At 51.6% G+C, this 19562-nt stretch carries 12 protein-coding genes; 6 read left to right on the forward strand and 6 right to left on the reverse strand.

The window, feature by feature from the left end; translation table 11 throughout:
• Positions 1-48: 48 nt before the first annotated feature.
• The gene (locus QEP07_RS09260; protein ID WP_285009700.1) at positions 49-603 is read left to right on the forward strand and encodes a dihydrofolate reductase family protein; all 555 of its coding nucleotides are present in this window, start codon (positions 49-51) and stop codon (positions 601-603) included.
• Entirely contained in the window at positions 590-2326 is a 1737-nt protein-coding gene (locus QEP07_RS09265; RefSeq protein ID WP_285009702.1) for a S41 family peptidase, read from the forward strand. The genes QEP07_RS09260 and QEP07_RS09265 overlap by 14 nt, the downstream gene beginning before the upstream one ends.
• An 18-nt stretch (positions 2327-2344) precedes the next feature.
• Here QEP07_RS09265 and QEP07_RS09270 read toward each other — a convergent pair whose 3' ends face one another.
• Positions 2345-2905, reverse strand: a complete 561-nt coding sequence (locus QEP07_RS09270) for an RNA polymerase sigma factor (protein WP_256003399.1) — start codon at positions 2903-2905, stop codon at positions 2345-2347.
• A gap of 275 nt (positions 2906-3180) precedes the next feature.
• On the opposite strand from QEP07_RS09270, the gene rluF reads away from it, so the two are divergent.
• The 3 genes from rluF to QEP07_RS09285 are packed head-to-tail and all read left to right on the forward strand — an operon-like array spanning position 3181 to position 5967.
• Entirely contained in the window at positions 3181-4122 is a 942-nt protein-coding gene (gene rluF / locus QEP07_RS09275) for a 23S rRNA pseudouridine(2604) synthase RluF (RefSeq protein WP_285009703.1), read from the forward strand.
• Between the two features lie 26 nt (positions 4123-4148).
• A complete protein-coding gene (gene rlmN, locus QEP07_RS09280; RefSeq protein WP_285009705.1) occupies positions 4149-5198 on the forward strand; it encodes a dual-specificity RNA methyltransferase RlmN in 1050 nt (349 codons plus the stop codon).
• Between the two features lie 49 nt (positions 5199-5247).
• Complete coding sequence (locus QEP07_RS09285) at positions 5248-5967, forward strand: ComF family protein (protein WP_285009708.1); 720 nt, start codon at positions 5248-5250, stop codon at positions 5965-5967.
• A gap of 347 nt (positions 5968-6314) precedes the next feature.
• Here the strand turns inward: QEP07_RS09285 and QEP07_RS09290 are convergent, their stop codons facing one another.
• Both QEP07_RS09290 and glyA read right to left on the reverse strand, forming a co-directional pair.
• Positions 6315-8336 (reverse strand): ATP-binding protein, encoded by a 2022-nt coding sequence (locus QEP07_RS09290; protein WP_285009710.1) that lies wholly within the window; start codon positions 8334-8336, stop codon positions 6315-6317.
• Positions 8337-8339: 3 nt separating this feature from the next.
• Entirely contained in the window at positions 8340-9611 is a 1272-nt protein-coding gene (gene glyA / locus QEP07_RS09295) for a serine hydroxymethyltransferase (protein ID WP_256003393.1), read from the reverse strand.
• Between the two features lie 92 nt (positions 9612-9703).
• On the opposite strand from glyA, the gene dxs reads away from it, so the two are divergent.
• The gene (gene dxs / locus QEP07_RS09300; protein ID WP_285009712.1) at positions 9704-11635 is read left to right on the forward strand and encodes a 1-deoxy-D-xylulose-5-phosphate synthase; all 1932 of its coding nucleotides are present in this window, start codon (positions 9704-9706) and stop codon (positions 11633-11635) included.
• Between the two features lie 5 nt (positions 11636-11640).
• Here the strand turns inward: dxs and treY are convergent, their stop codons facing one another.
• From treY to glgX, 3 genes are read right to left on the reverse strand one after another with little or no spacing between them, the layout of a single operon-like run.
• Positions 11641-15690 (reverse strand): malto-oligosyltrehalose synthase, encoded by a 4050-nt coding sequence (gene treY / locus QEP07_RS09305; protein WP_285009714.1) that lies wholly within the window; start codon positions 15688-15690, stop codon positions 11641-11643.
• Positions 15596-17440 carry a malto-oligosyltrehalose trehalohydrolase gene (treZ, locus tag QEP07_RS09310; protein ID WP_285009716.1) on the reverse strand — a complete coding sequence of 615 codons (1845 nt, stop codon included), beginning with the start codon at positions 17438-17440 and terminating at the stop codon, positions 15596-15598. Before treZ ends, treY begins: the two co-directional genes overlap by 95 nt.
• Positions 17437-19557, reverse strand: coding sequence for a glycogen debranching protein GlgX (gene glgX / locus QEP07_RS09315; protein WP_285009718.1), 2121 nt, complete (start codon positions 19555-19557; stop codon positions 17437-17439). Before glgX ends, treZ begins: the two co-directional genes overlap by 4 nt.
• Between the last annotated feature and the right edge of the window lie 5 nt (positions 19558-19562).

Raw genomic sequence — 19562 nt, forward strand, 5'->3', positions numbered from 1 at the left:
AGATTTTGAGTTATATTGACTTGGATAGCACACCCTAACCAAGATCAAATGAGAAAGCTTATTTATGGAATTAACCTCACAATGGACGGCTGCTGCGAACACACCAGTATCCCGCACGTTGGAGATGATGTTCACCAATACTTCCGCGAATTGCTGGAAGATTCCGGCACGCTGCTGTATGGGCGGAAAACGTATGAACTGATGGTTCCGTTCTGGCCGGATATTGCCCGGTCGCAGTCCCTGGACGAATCCTCTAACGCCTTTGCCAAAGCATTTGACCGGCTTGAACGCGTAGTGGTCTCCAGAACGCTCGACAATGCAGATGAGCGTACAACGATCATTCGCGAGAACCTGAAAGAAGAGGTTTTGAAACTTAAGCAGCAAGCGGGAAAAGCTATCTCCACCGGAGGCGTTGCGTTACCCGCTGAACTGATCGAACTGGGTCTTATCGATGAATTTCATATGGTCGTCCACCCCTTCCTCTGCGGTCAGGGGCGTCGCCTCTTCAGCGAAATGCACCTGACCGAAACTATGGAGTTGAAACTGGTAAGCGCGCAAACACTCCCCAGCGGGTGTATTGCAATACGGTATGAAAAATTTTGATGCTTCTATGAAAGGACTTCTCACCGCCTTCTTGCTCGTAGTAACTATTTTTAGCTGCGATGCCCGGCAATCTACCCGAACCGATACGACCTTTGCTAAAGGTTCAAACATCAAACTCGCCAGCCTAAGCCCGCAGCAGGTTTCCAACCTCGCTTTTCTCGGACAGTTTTGGGGCTTCCTGAAATATCATCACCCATCGGTGGCGAAGGGGGCTTACAACTGGGATTTTGAGCTGTTCCGTATGCTGCCTGGGGCGATTGCTGCAAAAAACAACGAGGAACTGAGTAAGTCGCTGGAAGCTTACCTGGAAGGCCTGCCCAAACCCGCATCATGCCCCGACTGCGGCACAAAATCCAAAAAACGGATCGCACTTAACCCCGATTACGGCGAACTTTTCAATGGCAAAATTGCCAATGCATCCCTAACCGAAAAACTGAACTACATCAGAGACAACAGACACCTCGGTGCGGGATATTATATCGCCTATGCCAGCGTTGGCAACCCCGATTTCAGGAACGAAAATGACTATGCTGATATGTCCTACCCTGATGCTGGTTACAGGCTGCTTAGTTTGTACAGATACTGGGCCATGATCAACTACTTCTTCCCTTACAAAGACCAGATTGATCAGGACTGGAACGAGGTGCTCAAAGATTTTATACCAGCCTTTGTGCAGGCAAATGACGAACGGGCTTACGTGGTGGCAACAACCAAACTTATCGCAAAAATAAGCGATACCCATGCCAATCTCTGGGGCAGCCGCCGTGCGGTGAACCTTTTAAAAGGCGACTATCTTACCCCGGTTCAGGCTAAATTCATTGAAAATAAACTGATCGTTACGGGCTTCTATACCGATACTCTCGGACTAAAAAGCAAAATGAAGATTGGGGAAGAGATCGTGGCCATCAATGGCAGGACTGTACCCGAGCTTGTCAAAGCATATCTCCCTATGGTAGCAGCATCCAACTACGACACACAATTAAGGGATCTGCCTTTTAACTTTTTACTTCGCGGCCATGAACCCAGCATGAAACTTACCGTTAGAGGCGACAAAGGCAACAGAGAGGTGATGCTAAATATGCTTACACAGGGTTTCAGGTTCACAAACATTGACTATACCAGACCCGGCGGGTATGAACTTATTGATGGTAATATAGGCTATGTGTATCCGGCAAAATATAAGAATACCGACCTTCCCGCCATAAAGAAGCTGTTTGCTAACGCGCAGTCGATTGTCGTTGATATGCGGTGTTATCCCTCCGACTTCATGCCATTCACTTTTGGCAATTACATCAAAAAAAAGCATTCCCCTTTTGTGAATTTCACCAGAGCAGATCTTCAGCGCCCGGGTGAGTTTAGCTTCGCGGACCAGCCTTTAAAGAATGGAGGTGGTGGACAATTCAGCGGAAATGTCATCGTCATAGTTGATGCAAGCAGCCAGAGTAATGCGGAATATACGACTATGGCATTCCAAAGCGCAGCAAACGTAAGAGTACTCGGCAGCACAACTGCCGGTGCCGACGGCAATGTCTCCCGCATCGTTTTACCCGGGGGCTTGTCTACCATGATCTCTGGAATAGGTATTTTCTATCCTGACGGCACCCGTACCCAAAGGGTTGGCGTTAAAATCGACTACCCGATGAAACCGACCATTAAAGGCATACAGCAAGGCAAAGATGAGTTGCTCGACCGGGCTATTGAACTGCTGCGCAAGGGCTGGTAAGTTTGTATCCTTGCGGCATCACCACAACACCGTAAAATTGATGTTGTCTTTCAGGATCTTAATCGCATTTCCGACCTGCTTCTTTACCGTTTTGTCGGAGATGCCTAACTGCTCGGCGATTTCCTTATGGCTTAGATTTGCGTTGCGGCTGAGAAGAAAAATTTCCTGCATTTTCCTGGGCATACGGCTCACCTCTTTCTCGATTTGTTCCGCAAGCTCTTTGGCACGCATGGCTTCGTCCGTGTTGAAGTCGCCGGCGTCTATATATTGCTGCAGGGAATCGAGGTAATTGGTTTTGATGTGCCGGTGTGCAAGGGCATTGATCACTTTATTCTTCACCGCCCGGTACAGGTAGGCGGATAGCGCGCCGCCAAAATTGAGTTCCGAGCGTTTTTCCCAAATGGTTATAAAAAGATCGTGAATGAGGTCTTCCGCCTCGTCTTCATCCTTAAGTCGTTTCCGTGCATGCAGGTAAAGCAGCTCCATATAGCGGTTATAAATTTCGGTAAACGCATCGCGGTTGCCCTCGCGGAGCATTTGAAGCAGGTCCTGATCGCCATATGTGCCCAAATCCGTCATTGAATATTACATATTCCTTAAACGAATTTACTCAATTCTCCCGGTTTTAACAAAGGAGGAAATTTTGACTTCCGCAAAATTCCTCCGCCTGATGGTTGGGCATCTCCTGGGCATGACTGGGCTCAAAGCATGCGTAGCCCGGCAAATGCCCAGCGAACTGCCTCCCAGCCCCAGGCGACGTTAGAATTGATATTTTGATAGCATATATGATTATAAAATGATTCCTTTGTAAAATATTTCTGAATCGCATTTTTTAAAACCCTTACACCCGGCACATGCAAGACCCAACAATTCGTTTAAATAAGTACATCAGCGAAAGCGGCCTTTGTTCGAGGAGGGCGGCCGACAGGTACATTGAGCAGGGAAATGTATTCATTAACGGGAAACGCGCTAAGGTGGGCGACAAGGTCTTCTTTGGTGATGTGGTTACAGTAAACGGCCAGACCATTGAACCGTCGCAGGCAGAAAACACGGTGCTGATCGCGTATAACAAACCTGTGGGTATTACAAGTACTACCGAAGCCGGGGTTAAAGGCAATATTGTAGATCATGTGAATTACAGCGAGCGGGTGTTCCCTATCGGGCGTCTCGACAAGGATTCGCAGGGACTGATCTTCCTGACCAACAACGGCGACCTGGTGAATAAGATCCTGCGCGCAGGAAACAATCATGAGAAGGAATATGTCGTGACGGTGAACAAGCCGGTAACGGATGCCTTTGTGGCCAATATGGCTAAAGGCGTACCTGTGCTTGGCGTTATGACCAAAAAATGCAAGGTGGTAAAGGAGTCGGCCAACGTATTCCGCATTACGCTTATACAGGGGCTCAACCGGCAGATCAGGCGCATGTGCGAGCATTTTGGATATGAAGTAACCAAGCTGGAGCGTGTGCGGATCATGAACATCAGTCTGAAAGGCATTCCCCTGGGCGAATGGCGTGAACTGAGCCCGGAAGAACAGCAGGAACTGTATAAGTTGCTGGAGAAATCGAGTTCACTGGAGCAGGCTTCTAAATCGCAAACGGCAAAGGCCTCGTCTAAACCGCAGCGCGAAAAGCCTGCGAAGGAGAAAGCCAAAGGCAGGCCGGAAAAGGCGTCTAAAGCGGCTCCGGCTACAGGCAGGAATGCCGACCGCCGCTCTGGCAAGAAACCGGCGGCTGCGGCGGGCGACTGGAACCGGACGGGCGGGCCGCCTAAACGTGCAGCAAAAAGACGTTAATTTTTTTTGGTATCTTTGCACCCGCAATGCTTCCTACGAAAAAAACAGATATCCGCGCACTCGATCTTACTCAGTTACAGCAACATCTTGCTGAAATGAAAGAGCCAGCCTTCCGGGCCAAACAGGTTTACCAATGGCTTTGGGAAAAGTCTGCCCGCAGCTTCGAGGAGATGAGCAACCTCTCTAAAGACCTGCGACGAAAACTGGATGAGCATTACTCGATCAACACGGTGGAAGTGAACAACGCCAAAATCAGCAGTGACCATACCATTAAGAGTACCTTCCGGCTGCACGACGGCAACCTGGTGGAAGGCGTCCTGATTCCTATGGATGAACGCATGACCGCCTGCGTGAGTTCACAGGTGGGCTGCAGCCTGACCTGTAAGTTTTGCGCCACAGGCTATATGGACCGCAAACGCAACCTGAATGCCGACGAAATCTATGACCAGGTAGTGCTCATTGATCAGCAAGCGAAGCAGAACTACAATGCGCCGCTGACCAATATTGTTTATATGGGCATGGGCGAACCCCTGCTGAACTATGCCAACGTATTGAAATCGATTGAGCGCATCACGGCTCCTGACGGCCTGAATATGTCGTACAAGCGCATCACGGTGTCTACAGCCGGTATTGCCAAGATGATTAAAAAACTGGGCGACGACGGTGTAAAGTTTAACCTTGCTTTGTCGCTCCACGCAGCGAACGACAAAAAGCGAAACGAGATCATGCCGATCAATGAGGCAAATTCGTTGAAGTCGCTGGAAGAAGCGCTGAAATATTATTTCGCAAAGACCAAGAACCCCGTCACCTACGAATATATTGTATTCAATCATTTCAACGACGAATTGGAAGATGCGAAAGAGCTTGCAAAATTCTGTAAGCATATCCCCTGCAAAGTTAACCTGATTGAATATAACCCCATCCAGTTTGCCGATTTTGTGAACGCGGAGGGGGACAAAATAGATGCTTTCTCAAATTACCTGAAAAGCCAGGGCATTACCACCAACATCAGAAGAAGTCGCGGTAAGGATATTGATGCGGCATGCGGTCAGCTCGCTGTGAAAGAAGGTCAGTAAATACGGCTGCCGCCTACCGCGGAATAGCGGGAATTCATTAGTTTAGCCCGTGAAATTTATCTTTAATGCAGTGGCCGATCTGACGGCGCTGCTCTTCCCCGTACGCTGCTGCGCCTGCAATCGTCACCTGAACCGTGGCGAGTCTGAGCTCTGCACGATGTGTTTGTTTCAGCTGCCTTTTACCGATCATCACCTGTATCGCGACAACCGCGTGGCGCGTAAATTATGGGGAAGAGCGGAGGTCGCACATGCCATGTCGCTCCTCGCTTTTAAAAAAGGGAACTTGACCCAAGGTCTGGTACATCGCCTGAAATATAAGGGCCGGAGATCTGCAGGTATTATGCTGGGCAGAATGATAGGCAAGAAGCTGGAAGAGGCAGCGCAACAGCATGAAGGCCGTGGTGGGTTCCCAAACATCGACCTGATTATCCCGGTACCGCTGCACAAAACCAAACAGCGCATGAGAGGTTTTAACCAGAGTTATTTTCTGGCGGTCGGGATAGCCGAATATCTGTGCATCCCTGTGAGCACAACAGCGCTGCTTAGGACACGTGCCGGTTCAAGTCAGACCACCAGAAACCGCTACGACCGGACGGAAAATCTGCGGAATGCTTTTCAATTGAAAAAGCCGGGGGCGGTAGCGGGCAAGCACATCCTGCTGGTCGATGACGTCATAACCACAGGCGCTACGTTGGAAGCCTGCTGTCTGGCCCTGCAGCCGTACCGTCCAAAGCGTGTAAGCATAGCCGCTCTGGCCAGTGCCGACTAGTTTTTAAAAAAAATAAAAAAATCAAAACCTTTTGTACGCTGCCGCGTTATTATACCCGAGAGCGTTAATTTAGATGGTAAGAGTCGGTATTTTCTTCGTGAAGTACCGGCTCTTTACTTTTATAGCTTTTTTCCTTTTGAAGGCCAGGCAACTAAACAAATAAGTAAGATTTATTTTGCTAATACCGGTAAAAGTTGCATCTTTGTGGTGAGAGCGTTAATTTAAGGGTCGACGCTTCAACGCCAGTTGATTGTCGGCCCTTTATTTTAAAAAGATTGCCCCTTAAATAACGCTAAGCAAGTATTTTCTAAATCGATCGAGTTACCGAATGGCTTTGCTCTTTGGGCTTATTTTCTTAGATAGCTATCTAAAATAGCTTTCATATCCGCGGGGCGGAATGGCTTCAGCAGATGTCCGTTCATTCCTGAGGCTTTGAAACGGCCATACTCGTGTTCCAGGGTTGAGGCGGTAAGCGCAATGATGGGAACTGTTTTGAATTGTTCGCCCTCCATGTCACGGATAATAGAGGTTGTATCGAAACCGTCCAGTCCGGGCATATTGATATCCATAAAGATCAGATCATATGCTTTAGCAATGATCTTTTCAATAGCCTCTTTACCGTTAGATGCAGAGTCGACCTCCGGCCCCCATTTGTTCAGGATACGGTTGGCAATAAGTATATTGACGTCATTGTCGTCCACCACCAGTATCTTGCATCCGGCATAGGAGCCTGCCTGCTCGGCAGCAGGGGCACTCTGGTCGTCATGGTCAACCTTTTTATAGCTGATGCTAAAGGAAAAGGCCGTGCCCTCGTGTTCCCTGCTCTGCACCTCTATATCTGAGCCATGCAGTTGAAGCAGTCGGCGCGTAATAGCCAGACCCAGTCCGGTTCCTCCGTACTTTCTGGACACATCTGAGCCCGCCTGGGTAAATGACTCAAAGATATACTCCAGCTTGTCGGCCGGGATACCAATACCATTATCGCGCACTTCAAACAAAACATCTACGGAATCCGCCCGTTCAGCAACCAGCCGGGCGCTGATGTGTATGGTACCGCGACTGGTAAACTTAACCGCATTACCCAGCAGGTTCATCAGGATCTGGTACAGCCGGGTCTTATCGCCAAGAATACGCTGGGGAATCTGGTCGTCTATGTTTACTTCCAGCTTGTTGCCCTTTTCCATGGCACTTACCCGGAGCGAATTGGAAATATCGCTGATCAGCGTGCGGATACTGAATGGTATCGATTCGAGCTGCATATTGCCCGTCTCAATCTTAGTCAGGTCGAGGATATCATTAATGATGTTAAGAAGATTCTCGGCCGAAAACTTGAGCACATTAAGGTCTTCGATCTGCGAGGGTTTCGGGTCGTTGTCTATGAGAAGATTGGTCATGCCGATCACCGCATTGAGGGGTGTACGTATTTCGTGGCTCATCACTGATAGAAACATCTCCTTGGCCTCGCTAAGTTTTACAGCCTGCTCTCTCGATTCAATAATATCCTTTTCTACACGCTTCTTTTCGGTAATATCAATGAGGATCTCTACCTCGCTCTCCAGTTTGCCCTGCGGGTCGAGCACCAGGGTGTTATGTATGGAGAGCCATATCGGCACATTGTCTTTCCTGTAGGCCAGGAGATCTACTGTGAACGACTTGTTTTCCCGGGTCATCGCCCTTGCCCGCTCCATGGCAGCGTAGTCGGTATCAGGGCCAGAGAGCAGATCGCCCAGGCGCTTGCCTCTCAGATCTTCAATGGTATAACCGGTAATATTCGTGAAAGCCGCGTTTACCCACGCTACCTTACTGTTGGCATCGCTGATGACAACGCCGTTATTGATTTTGCTGGCCACGAACGAAAGGCGCATCAGTTCGGTACTTCTCTGCCTCAGCGTAATGTGGGTGATGATTTCATTGGCGAGGGTTTTAAGCCCCTCCCGCTGTTCGGGCGTAAGTTCCCTGGGCCTGGTATCAAATACACCAAGTACGCCCAGCATATGGCCATTGTCGTCTGTTAAAGGCGCTCCGGCGTAAAACCGCACATGAGGATCACCCGATACGCCCGGGTGATCCTTAAAACGCGGATCTTTTGTAGCATCCGGGACTTCCAGGATGTCATTGCTTTTAATGGTATGCCCGCTGAAGGATACCTCCCGGGGGACCTCTATTTCGGTTGTGCCCTGAATAGATTTATAAAAAACACGTTCCTCGTCTACCAGCGAAATAACAGCCATCGGAGCCTGACAGATCAGGGCGGCGACTTTACTGATGTTATCAAACTCCTGTTCCCCGGGCGTATCGATGATGTTGAGATTACGCAGGGCTTTCAGTCGCTCAATTTCACTGGCTGAAGGACCGGTACTTTCGGGCATAGGCTACTTATAAAGTGGGAAACTGGCAGAAAGCTCGCGTACACGGGCCCGTACTGCAGACAGATTTGACTCATCTTCCGGATTACTGATCACCTGATCGATCAGATCCACGATGGTTTCCATCTCAGATTCCTTTAAGCCCCTGCTGCTGATCGCCGCCGTTCCAACCCGGATACCGGAAGTTACAAACGGTGAGCGGTCGTCAAAAGGAACCATGTTTTTGTTTACCGTAATATCGGCCATCTCCAGAGCGTGCTCTGCAAGCTTTCCGGTGATGTTCTTATTGCGAAGGTCAATCAGCATCAGGTGGTTATCGGTACCCCCAGAGATAATACCGTAGCCTTTTGCGACAAAAGCTTTGGCCATGGCCTGTGCATTTGCCTTCACCTGCTTGATATAAGCAAGATACTCGTCGCTCAATGCCTCACCGAAAGCGATAGCTTTGGCCGCAATGATGTGCTCAAGCGGACCGCCCTGTGTTCCGGGGAATACCGCCATATCAAGTACAGAAGACATCATTCGGGTCTCCCCTTTAGGTGTCTTCAATCCGAATGGATTTTCAAAGTCTTTGCCCATCATGATCATACCGCCACGTGGACCTCTCAGGGTTTTGTGCGTGGTGGTGGTAACAATATGGCAATGCGGCAGCGGATTGCTAAGCAGTCCGCGGGCGATCATCCCGGCCGGGTGGGAAATATCTGCCAGTACCAGCGCACCGATCTCGTCGGCCACACTGCGGATAAAGGCATAATCCCAGTCACGCGAATACGCAGAAGCACCGCATATGATCAGTTTCGGACGTTCTGCCAAAGCCACTTCTTTAAGCTTTTCGTAATCAATAAGGCCGGTTTCTTTTTTTACTCCATAAAACAAGGGCTGATAGAGCTTTCCCGAAAAGTTGACCGGAGAACCATGGGTAAGGTGTCCGCCGTGCGAAAGGTCGAAACCCAGGATCTTATCACCAGGCTGAACCACAGCAAGCATCACCGCTGCGTTGGCCTGTGCGCCTGAGTGCGGCTGTACGTTTACCCACTCGGCGTTAAATAGTTTCTTTGCACGCTCAATGGCAATGCTCTCCACCTCATCTACCACCTGGCATCCGCCATAGTACCGCTTGCCCGGAAGGCCTTCGGCGTATTTATTGGTCAGGCAGGAGCCCGCAGCTTCCATTACCTGCCTGCTTACAAAGTTCTCTGACGCGATCAGTTCAAGGCCGTTTTCCTGACGGTCCAATTCCCTGTCAATCAGATCAAAAATTACGTTATCTCTTGTCATTTATAGAAGTATTATTTTGTAAAATTAAGATTTTCCTTCTTAGTTTGACAACAAAATACCTTACTTTGTAGTTTCTATTCTATAATTACTGCATGGAAGACAACAACGGTCCTTTATTACTGCCTGCCATCAACTACCCTGCTGATCTTAAGCAGTACAAGGAACAAGACCTGGAGCAAATCTGCAGGGAACTCCGCCAGTATATCATCGACGTAGTAAGTGTAAACGGCGGTCATTTTGGTGCCAGCCTGGGCGTGGTGGAACTGACTGTTGCCCTGCACTATTCGCTGAACACCCCCTACGATAAACTGGTTTGGGACGTTGGGCATCAGGCCTATGGCCATAAGATACTCACCGGTCGCAAATCTGTTTTCCATACGAATAGGATCCTGAACGGCATCAGCGGATTTCCGAAGATCAGCGAGAGTGAATACGACACTTTTGGTGTCGGCCACTCTTCTACCTCCATTTCTGCCGCACTGGGTATGGCCGTGGCCTCGCAGTTGAAGGGCGAGACCGACCGTCAGCATGTAGCGGTGATAGGCGACGGGGCCATGACTGCAGGCCTTGCCTTTGAGGGCTTAAACCATGCGGGCATTGAAAACTCTAACCTGCTGGTGATCCTGAACGACAACTGTATGTCGATAGATCCCAATGTGGGCGCACTGAAGGAATACCTGACCAATATTACGACATCCAAGTCGTACAACCGTTTCAGGGACGATATCTCGAACGTCCTGATCAAATTATCAGAGCTCGGTCCGAATGCCCATAAGTTTGTTAAAAAGATTGAAAAGAGCATCAAAGGCACTTTGCTAAAGCAGAGCAACCTGTTTGAAGCCTTGAATTTCAGATATTTCGGCCCGGTAGATGGCCACGATGTGGTGCGACTTACGCAGATCATCAAAGACCTTAAAGATATACCCGGACCTAAACTGCTGCATTGTGTAACCGTAAAGGGTAAGGGCTTTGCCCTGGCAGAGAAAGACCAGACCAAGTGGCATGCACCTGGTTTGTTTGATAAAATCACCGGGGAAATCAAGAAGCCGGTGTCGGAGAAACCGCAGCCGCCTAAATACCAGGACGTGTTTGGACATACGCTTGTGGAACTGGCAGAAGCGAACAGCAAAATTGTGGGTATTACCCCGGCTATGCCTTCAGGCTCTTCCATGAACATCATGATGAAGGCGATGCCCAAGCGGGCTTTCGACGTGGGTATTGCCGAGCAGCATGCGGTAACCTTTTCGGCCGGGCTGGCTACACAGGGCCTCGTACCCTTCTGTAATATTTACTCAAGCTTTATGCAACGCGCCTACGATCAGGTGATCCATGATGTGGCCCTACAAAACCTCAACGTGGTGTTTTGCCTTGACCGTGCCGGGCTTGCCGGTGCCGATGGCGCTACGCACCATGGTGCATATGACATTGCTTTTATGCGCTGCATTCCTAAGATCGTGGTATCTTCGCCGATGAATGAGGAGGAACTGCGTAACCTGATGTATACTGCCCAGCAGGAAGATATGGGTACGTTTGTGATCCGATACCCGAGGGGCAGTGGTGTGCTTACCGACTGGAAGCGGCCTTTCAAAGCCATTGAAGTTGGAAAAGGCCGGAAGATCAGCGATGGCGAAGATGTAGCCATACTCACCATTGGCCATGTGGGTAATTTTGCTGTGGAAGCCTGCCGCGAACTGAACAGTGAGGGCATACACCCGGCACACTACGACATGCGTTTTGCCAAGCCTATAGATGAGGAACTGCTGCACGGTGTGTGCGCCCGTTACAAGCACATTATTACAGTAGAAGATGGCTGCCTGCAGGGTGGAATGGGAAGTGCGGTACTGGAGTTTATGGCCGACCATCAATACACCAACCATGTTATACGCCTGGGCATACCTGATGACTTCATTGAACATGGCGAGCAGCCTGAACTGTGGGCCATATGCAAGTACGACACAGCGGCAATTATGGCCGAAGTGAAGAAACTTGCTGTGGGTCGGACCACAAAGACCATGGCTTCCTAGCGCCGTTACCGCCTGTACAGTCTCGCCAGGCGGAACAAACGGTTTTCGAGTTTCGCATCAAGTTCCTTATGCTTTAAGCGCCAGGCCCAATTGCCCTTAATGGTGGCAGGAGTGTTCATCCTCGCTTTTGCCCGTTTGGCCAGAACGTCCTGCACGGGCACAATAGCTATTTTAGCTACTGAGGCATAAGCCAGCCGCATCATCGTTTCCACCACATTATAGCCCGTTACCTTATGCCCTGCATACTGCTCCAGCCGCTTGCCGGTAGCTCCATCGGCCTCCTGCTCGTACCAGCCCTGCATGGTGTTGTTGTCGTGCGTTCCAGTATATACGATACAGTTGCTGTCGGGATAGTTGTGCGGGGTATGTATCGACTCCGGCATGTCTTCGCCAAAACCGAACTGCAATACCTTCATACCAGGAAGCGCATACTGATCGCGCAGCTGGTAAACGTCTTCCGTGATCTCACCCAGGTCTTCCGCGATAAAAGGCAATTGCCCGAAGCGCTTTACGAAGGCGTCGAACAGTGCTTGCCCCGGTCCCTGCACCCAGCTACCCTCTTTGGCCGTCGAAGCTTGTGCCGGCACTTCCCAGTAGGCCGCAAATGCCCGGAAGTGATCGAGCCGGATGATGTCGTATAATTCCAGGTTCTTGGCGATACGGTCGACCCACCAGCGGTATTTGTCCTTAGCCATCGCCTTCCAGTTGTATACCGGCATACCCCAGAGCTGTCCGTCGGCGTTGAAGTAGTCGGGCGGCACCCCGGCCACACCCTTTAGCTTGCCTTGCGGACTCACCGAAAAGTATGCCCTGTTCGCCCATACATCGGCCGAATCATAAGCGGTATAAAAAGGCAGGTCGCCAATAAGCTGTATGCCAAGTACCCGGGCAGTCTGACGCAGCTCGTGCCACTGCTTAAAGAACACATACTGTTGCCACCTGATCTCGCGGAGCATGTCCTGGTGTTCACCTTCGAAAGCGGCGAGCGCTTTTTCGTCGCGGTTGCGCAAAGGCGCAGGCCAGTCGAACCATGCCCTGCCCTGGTGGGCCGACTTAATGCCCTCGTACAGGGCGTAGTCGGACAGCCAGGGTGATTCCTGCTGACAAAATTCCTCGAAGGCCTGGTCTTCTGCACCGTCCAGTTTCTCTTTGTATTTACGATAGGCCTTAGCAAGCAGTTTCTTTTTAAGCTGTTCTACCGGCTGGTAACTGATCTTCTTTTTAGCGCGCGACCAGTTCTTACGGATATCCTCGTCGTCGAGCAGCCCTTCCTGGTGCAGCAGTTCGGGACTAATGAGCAGCGTATTCCCGGCCATCACAGAGGTGGCGCTATAAGGCGAATAGGCCTGGTCTTCGGTAAGCGGGTTCATGGGCAGCACCTGCCAGTATTTTTGTCCCGCTCTGGCCAGAAACTGCAGGAAGTCGGCAGCAGCCGGGCCAAAATCGCCTATTCCAAACGCTGAAGGCAGCGAAGAGATGTGCATCAGGATTCCCGCGCCACGCTCAGAGGGTGGGGTTTTGGCATAAATCAGGGAAAAAGGCATATCGGCAAAGATCTCACTCAGCGGCAGCTCACGTGAGGCCTTGCCCTTGGCCGACTGCAGCAACTGCTGATACTCGCCGGGAAAAGCTTTTGGTAATACCAGGCGCGTGTCGGCCCAGTCGACCTCAAACAACTCCACAGCCCCTGTGGCTGTGATAGACACGAGGCTAACCGGAACGATGCAGATGACCCACTCCTGGTCGTACCGCCTTGCAAAGGACACCACCGAAGAGGCATACTTACCCTTCACTTCCACCGGCAGGTAGTCGCCCTCGCTAAACAGCGCCGGGTATTTGAGCCGGAGCTGCAGGAGTTTATGCAGCAACAGGAGCTTAACCTTACCGGTATGCGCCTCGCTCCAAAGCGAGGTCAAGGCCACATCGCCCGTCTCAAATTCCTGCAGGTAAGCGGAGCGCAGGGTATAGTCGACCGCCCTGCGGTTGTCCGGGTCTACCATACTGAGGTCCCAGAATTCTGTACCCTGATAGGTGTCGGGGATCCCGGGACTGCACATCTTAATGATCAGCGCCGCCAGCGAATCGGCCTGTCCGAACTCAGCTACTTTATGGAGAAATGCGGCAAAGACCGGCCAGAACACACCTTTGGTATCGAGCAGGGCCAGGATAAAGTCGCGCGTACCTTCTTCATACACCCTATCGGGCTCATCCCATTCCGAATTCCGTTTGGATTCCCTAAGTGCCTTTTCTATATATTCGAGCAGACGCCGCTGATAGTCTTCCGCCTCAGGCCCGGATACGGGGCAGGTGGCCACCAGGGTCTGGTAAATGAAATACTCGTCGTTGGCATCCGGTGCGCCGTTCTGCTTCAGCTCCGCATTCAGCTCGCGCCAGTTGCGTACCTCATCGAGCCATTCCGAACCCAGATCGGTGAGCACATTGAGCCGCGCCCGGGCATCCTCGCCCCGCTTGGTATCGTGCGTGGCCGTGGCATTCATGGCCAGGGGCCAGTCGGAGTAACGCTGGGCAATGGTGTCATGAAACTCTTCCGTGGTGATGCCGAACTGTTCAGGCGAATCGCCCACCTCATTGTTGCCGATAAAGCGGTTGTAGGTATACATCAGCGTGTCTTCCACGCCCTTGGCCATTAGCGGACCGGTAAACTGCATGAGGCGCTGATACAGCGCAATGTCTTTACGGAACAGGATCTCTTTAAGCGTTTTGATTTGCTCGTGATTATCTCCATGATCGAGTTCTTTGAACAGGTCGCCAAACACCTCAGTCTCCTCCTCCGTAAGGGGATACTGATTGCTGTAATACCTGTACACCGGGCACCTGACGAGGATTTCTGATAGGATTTCCCTGTACGCGGGCAATGCCGGATCTTGCTCCCCCTGCTCCAGATGAGCCGAAACCAACCGCGTAAGGTTATTCAGCTCGCCCTGCATATAGGCCTGCAGAAACTCGCGTTTCTTGGTATGGATCTGCGATTGTATGGAACTGTCGTGCCGCTCCAGTCCCCGATAAAAACGATTGAATTTCTTCTCTGCCTTGCGGTTGGTAAAGAGCTGATTTAATGTACCCAGGTAGTCGTAGCCCGTAGTGCCCTGGATAGGCCAGGAGACAGGCAGGAGTTCACCGGGCTCAAGGATCTTCTCGACCACAATATAGGTATCAGGTCCGAGCAGCGCTCTTAAACGCAGCAGGTACTGTTCAGGGTCGTAGAGACCATCAACATGGTCGATACGCACACCCTGGAAAATGCCCTGGTCGACCAGCTCCTTTGTAAACCTGTGATAGGCTTCGAACACTTCTTCACGCTGTATATTAAGGCATATGAGGCTGTTGACCGTAAAAAAGCGCCGGTAGTTCATCTGCTCGTTGCTTTCCTTATAGCTGCAGAGCCGGTAGTGCTGCTCCGCAGCAATATCTTCCAATGGCGCGGAGGTATCCGTATCCGGGCGCAACGGCCAGTAGCTGTCGAAATACTTAAAGAACCACTCATCCCCGCGTTCTTCTACGGAGAGTTCATTTCTTTCGATGACCTCCTCCAGGGTACCGCCCAGGAAAGGCACCATAAGCGGCTCTTTCGACAAGTCGCCCGAGATAATATCAAAATAATGCCGGTAAGTTGATGACTCGCCGTTTCTGAGTACATCCATAAGCCAGGTATTATCCTGATGAAAGCCCATGTGATTGGGCACGATGTCCTGGATCCAACCCATTTCCCGGGCTTTCAGTTTACCCGAGATGCGGACCAGCTCTTCAAGCGTGCCGATCTCCGGATTGATCTCTTCCGGATTGATGCCATCATAACCATGCATGCTGCCCGGTACGGCCTTAAAGATGGGCGAGGCGTATATGGTTTTTACACCCAGCCGGTCGAGATAAGGAATGATCTCCTCGAAATGACTGAGGCTGAACTCCTGATTGAACTGTATGCGGTAGGTGGAGACGGGATTATACATGGATGGTAGAATAAGCGATAAAAGATTGTGGTTGGAGGTCGACCGCAGCAGCATCCTCAGTTTGTTCCAGTGCTGCCGCAGGGCCAAGCCATTGCGGATCGGCTGAGTCGATAAGTTTATGCAGTTGAGCCCCGGTGTCTGGCAGCGTTACATGCTGTACCTCACCCGAAAAGTTCATCAGGCAGATCAGCACATCGTTGCTCCCCTGTGCCTTGCGGGTAAGGCGCAGGCAGGAACCGCCCGGGAGCACTTCGGCATCAACGGCCAGGCGGTCGGTATTGCGCAGCAGAGGGTGACTTTTGCGCAGGGCGATCAGCTCCTTATAAAAACGGAACATTTCGGCCTGCCCCTGCTCCCTGAGGGCGTCCCAATTGAGGCGCGAACGCTCAAAGGTCTCCTCCGCCTGCGGATCGGGCGCCTCGCCTCCGTTGTGCATGGCGGCAAACTCTTCCTTACGGCCTTTACGGACGAGCTCCACAAGGTCCGGATCGGTGTGGCTTACGAAATACAGAAAAGGATTCTTTTCGCCCCACTCCTCGCCCATAAAGAGCATAGGCAGGAAAGGTGAACACATCACCGCGGCAGCGAGCAGCTTTTGCATCTCGAAGCTGTAAAGCTCCGACGAACGCTCGCCCAGCATGCGGTTGCCCACCTGATCGTGGTTTTGAGAGAACACGATAAACTGGCTGCCATCACGGCCAGTTGCTTCCCTTCCAAAGGTTTTGCAGCGTTCCTCAGAAAACATGCCGGTGTATACGTAGGCATCGCGGTACGATTTGGCCAGGTGCTCCGCACCGTTGAAATCACAGTAGTAGCCCTGCTTAGGTTCGCCGGCGGCAACCCGCAGGGTATGGTGAAACTCGTCGACCCACTGGGCGTCCATGCCCAGGCCGTTTTCACTGAGCGGACTGATGTAACGCGGGTCGTTCAGGTCGGACTCCACAATAAGATAATGCTTTCGGCCGGTCTGCGCCATCAGCTCGTCGGTATACCTGCGTATCTCCTGCAGGATGTGCACAGCGCCAAAATCTTTAGTGGCGTGCACGGCATCCAGCCGGAGGGCGTCGATGTGGAAGTCGCGGAACCACATGAGCACGTTCTCAATGAAATAATGCCGCACACCATCGCAGCCCGAATCGTCGAAGTTGATCGCATTGCCCCAGGGCGTATGGTATTTGTCAGTAAAGAAGGGGCCAAACTGATCGAGGTAATTGCCTTCCGGTCCCAAATGGTTGTACACCACGTCGAGTACCACAGCTATGCCTTTTTCATGGCAGCGGGCGACCAGCTCCCGGAGTCCTTCGGCACCGCCATAGGCGGAATGCGCCGCAAAAGGAAACACCCCATCGTAGCCCCAGTTCCTGTTGCCCGGAAAAGCGGCGACCGGCATAAGCTCGATAGCCGTAATGCCCAGTTCCTTCAAATGGTCCAGGCGTTCGGCAATACCTTCAAAATCGCCGCGCGGGCTGAAAGTACCCGTATGCAGTTCATAGATGATATACTCCGCAAGCGGAGGGTTCTTCCATTCGCCCCCCTCCTGCCTATCCTCCAGGTTCACAGCCAGCGATGGACCGTGCACGCCTTCGGGCTGACAAACCGAGGCCGGATCGGCCAGACGATGCTGCCCGTCGGCCAGGAACCAATAAGTATCTCCCGGCCTGAGCGCGTCGGTACTCAGATGCCAATAGCCATACGACTGCGGCGTGAGCGGCAGTGTTTTATCGCCGGTTACGAGCGAAATCTCTTTTAATTTAGGTGCCCACAGGCATACCTCGGCCAGTCCTTCAGCATTAAAATGAACACCCAGGCCTCTTCGTAATACATCTATCTGTTTCATTTACCTTTTGCTTTCAATACCATGACGGTCCTGCCCCCAACCTCTACCATATCGGAGGCCTTGTAATGCCGGTCGCTCTTGCCTGGCTCACTGGTATCCAGTACAATTTGCCATTCGGCGCCATAATGCGATACAGGCAGTTTGTACTGCAGGCCTTCGTGGTGTGCGTTAAAAATGACGTAAAAACTGTCGTCGGTAATCCGCTTTCCTTCTGTATCCACGCTCCTGATGCCCTTGCCGTTCAGAAACACGGCGAGCGACTTGGCGAAGTCTTCTTTCCAGTTATGCTCCTGCATTTCATCGCCCTCGGGAAGGAACCAGGCGATGTCTTCCACACCGGAGCCTTTGATGGCTTGCCCCTGGAACCATTTACGGCGACAAAAAACAGGGTGCGATTTGCGCATCTGGATCAAGGTTCGGGTGTATTGCAGAAGGTCCTGATCTGCCCCCTTCCAGTCGAGCCAGGAAATCTCGTTATCCTGGCAGTAGGCGTTGTTGTTGCCGCCTTGCGTGCGACCAAACTCGTCGCCCGCCACCAGCATGGGCACGCCCTGCGAGAGGAACAAGGTGGCCAGGAAATTTCGCTTCTGCTGAATTCGCAGATCGTTGATCCGTTCATCGTCGGTCTCTCCCTCTACCCCATAATTGCAGGAGCGGTTATGGTCTTCACCGTCCCTATTTTCTTCGCCATTGGCTTCGTTGTGTTTTTCGTTGTAGCTAACCAGGTCGTGCAGCGTAAAGCCATCGTGCGCCGTAATAAAATTAACACTTGCTGTCGGACTGCGGTCGTTGTCCTGATACAAATCGGGACTACCGGTAAAGCGCGAGGCAAACTCGCCAAGCATACTCTCCTCGCCGCGCCAGTAGTCGCGTATGCAATCGCGGTATTTGCCGTTCCATTCGGCCCATCCCTGCGGGAAGTTGCCCACCTGATACCCCCCCTCACCTATATCCCAGGGTTCGGCAATCAGTTTCACCTGCGAGATGACGGGATCCTGGTGAATAACACTGAAGAATGATCCGAGCATATTCACTTCATTTAAGCCCCGCGCAAGCGTAGAAGCGAGGTCGAACCGGAAGCCGTCTACATGCATTTCAGATACCCAGTAACGCAGACTGTCCATCATTAAACGCAGCACGCTCGGAAAATGCGCATTCAGGGTGTTTCCCGTGCCTGTATAATCCATATAGTAGCGCTTATCGTCGGCCAGCCGGTAATACTCCGAATTGTCGATACCCTTGAAAGAAAGTGTAGGCCCCATATGGTTGCCCTCGGCGGTATGGTTGTACACCACGTCTAGAATAACCTCTATGCCCGCCTTATGCAGCGACTTCACCATATCTTTAAACTCCTTTACCTGTCCGCCCAGCGTACCCGATGAAGAATACCTTGTGTCGGGCGCAAAGAAACCTATGGTATTGTACCCCCAGTAATTGCTCAGGCCCTGTTCTATGAGGTGCCTGTCGTTGATAAACTGGTGTACCGGCATCAGTTCGATGGCGGTGATGCCTATCGACTGCAGATATTTGATCATGACCGGGTGCCCTATGGCTGAGTAAGAACCCCGGATCTCCTCCGGAATGTCGGGGTGTAACTGGGTAAGCCCTTTAACGTGTGCCTCGTAAATGATGGTCTGATGATACGGAATCCTTGGCCCGGCAACGCCTTCCCAGTCGTAATTTTGGTCGACCACCACCGATTTCGGGATAAACCTGGCACTGTCGGATGCATTGAAGCTCAGGTCATCTTTGCCCGGCTCGTAACCGAACAGCGAATCGTGCCAGTCTATGCGACCCGAAATGGCCTTGGCGTAAGGATCTATCAGCAGTTTATTGCGGTTGTAACGGTGACCGTTTTCGGGCTCATAGGGGCCGTCGACACGGTAGCCGTAACACTGTCCGGGCCCCAGGCCGGGAACGTACACATGCCATACCTGCCTGCTTTGTTCAGTAAGGGGGATGCATTGTGCAGCCTCATCGCCGGGCGTATCAAAAAGACAGAGTTCTACGCCCTTGGCATTGCCGGCAAACAGCGCAAAGTTTACGCCTTTCCCATCCCAGGTGGCACCAAGCGGATAGGGTTGTCCGGGGTACGCTCTTTTAGTCTTGCTGCTCATAAACC

It is taken from the genome of Pedobacter faecalis, from assembly GCF_030182585.1.
Lineage (GTDB): Bacteria > Bacteroidota > Bacteroidia > Sphingobacteriales > Sphingobacteriaceae > Pedobacter > Pedobacter faecalis.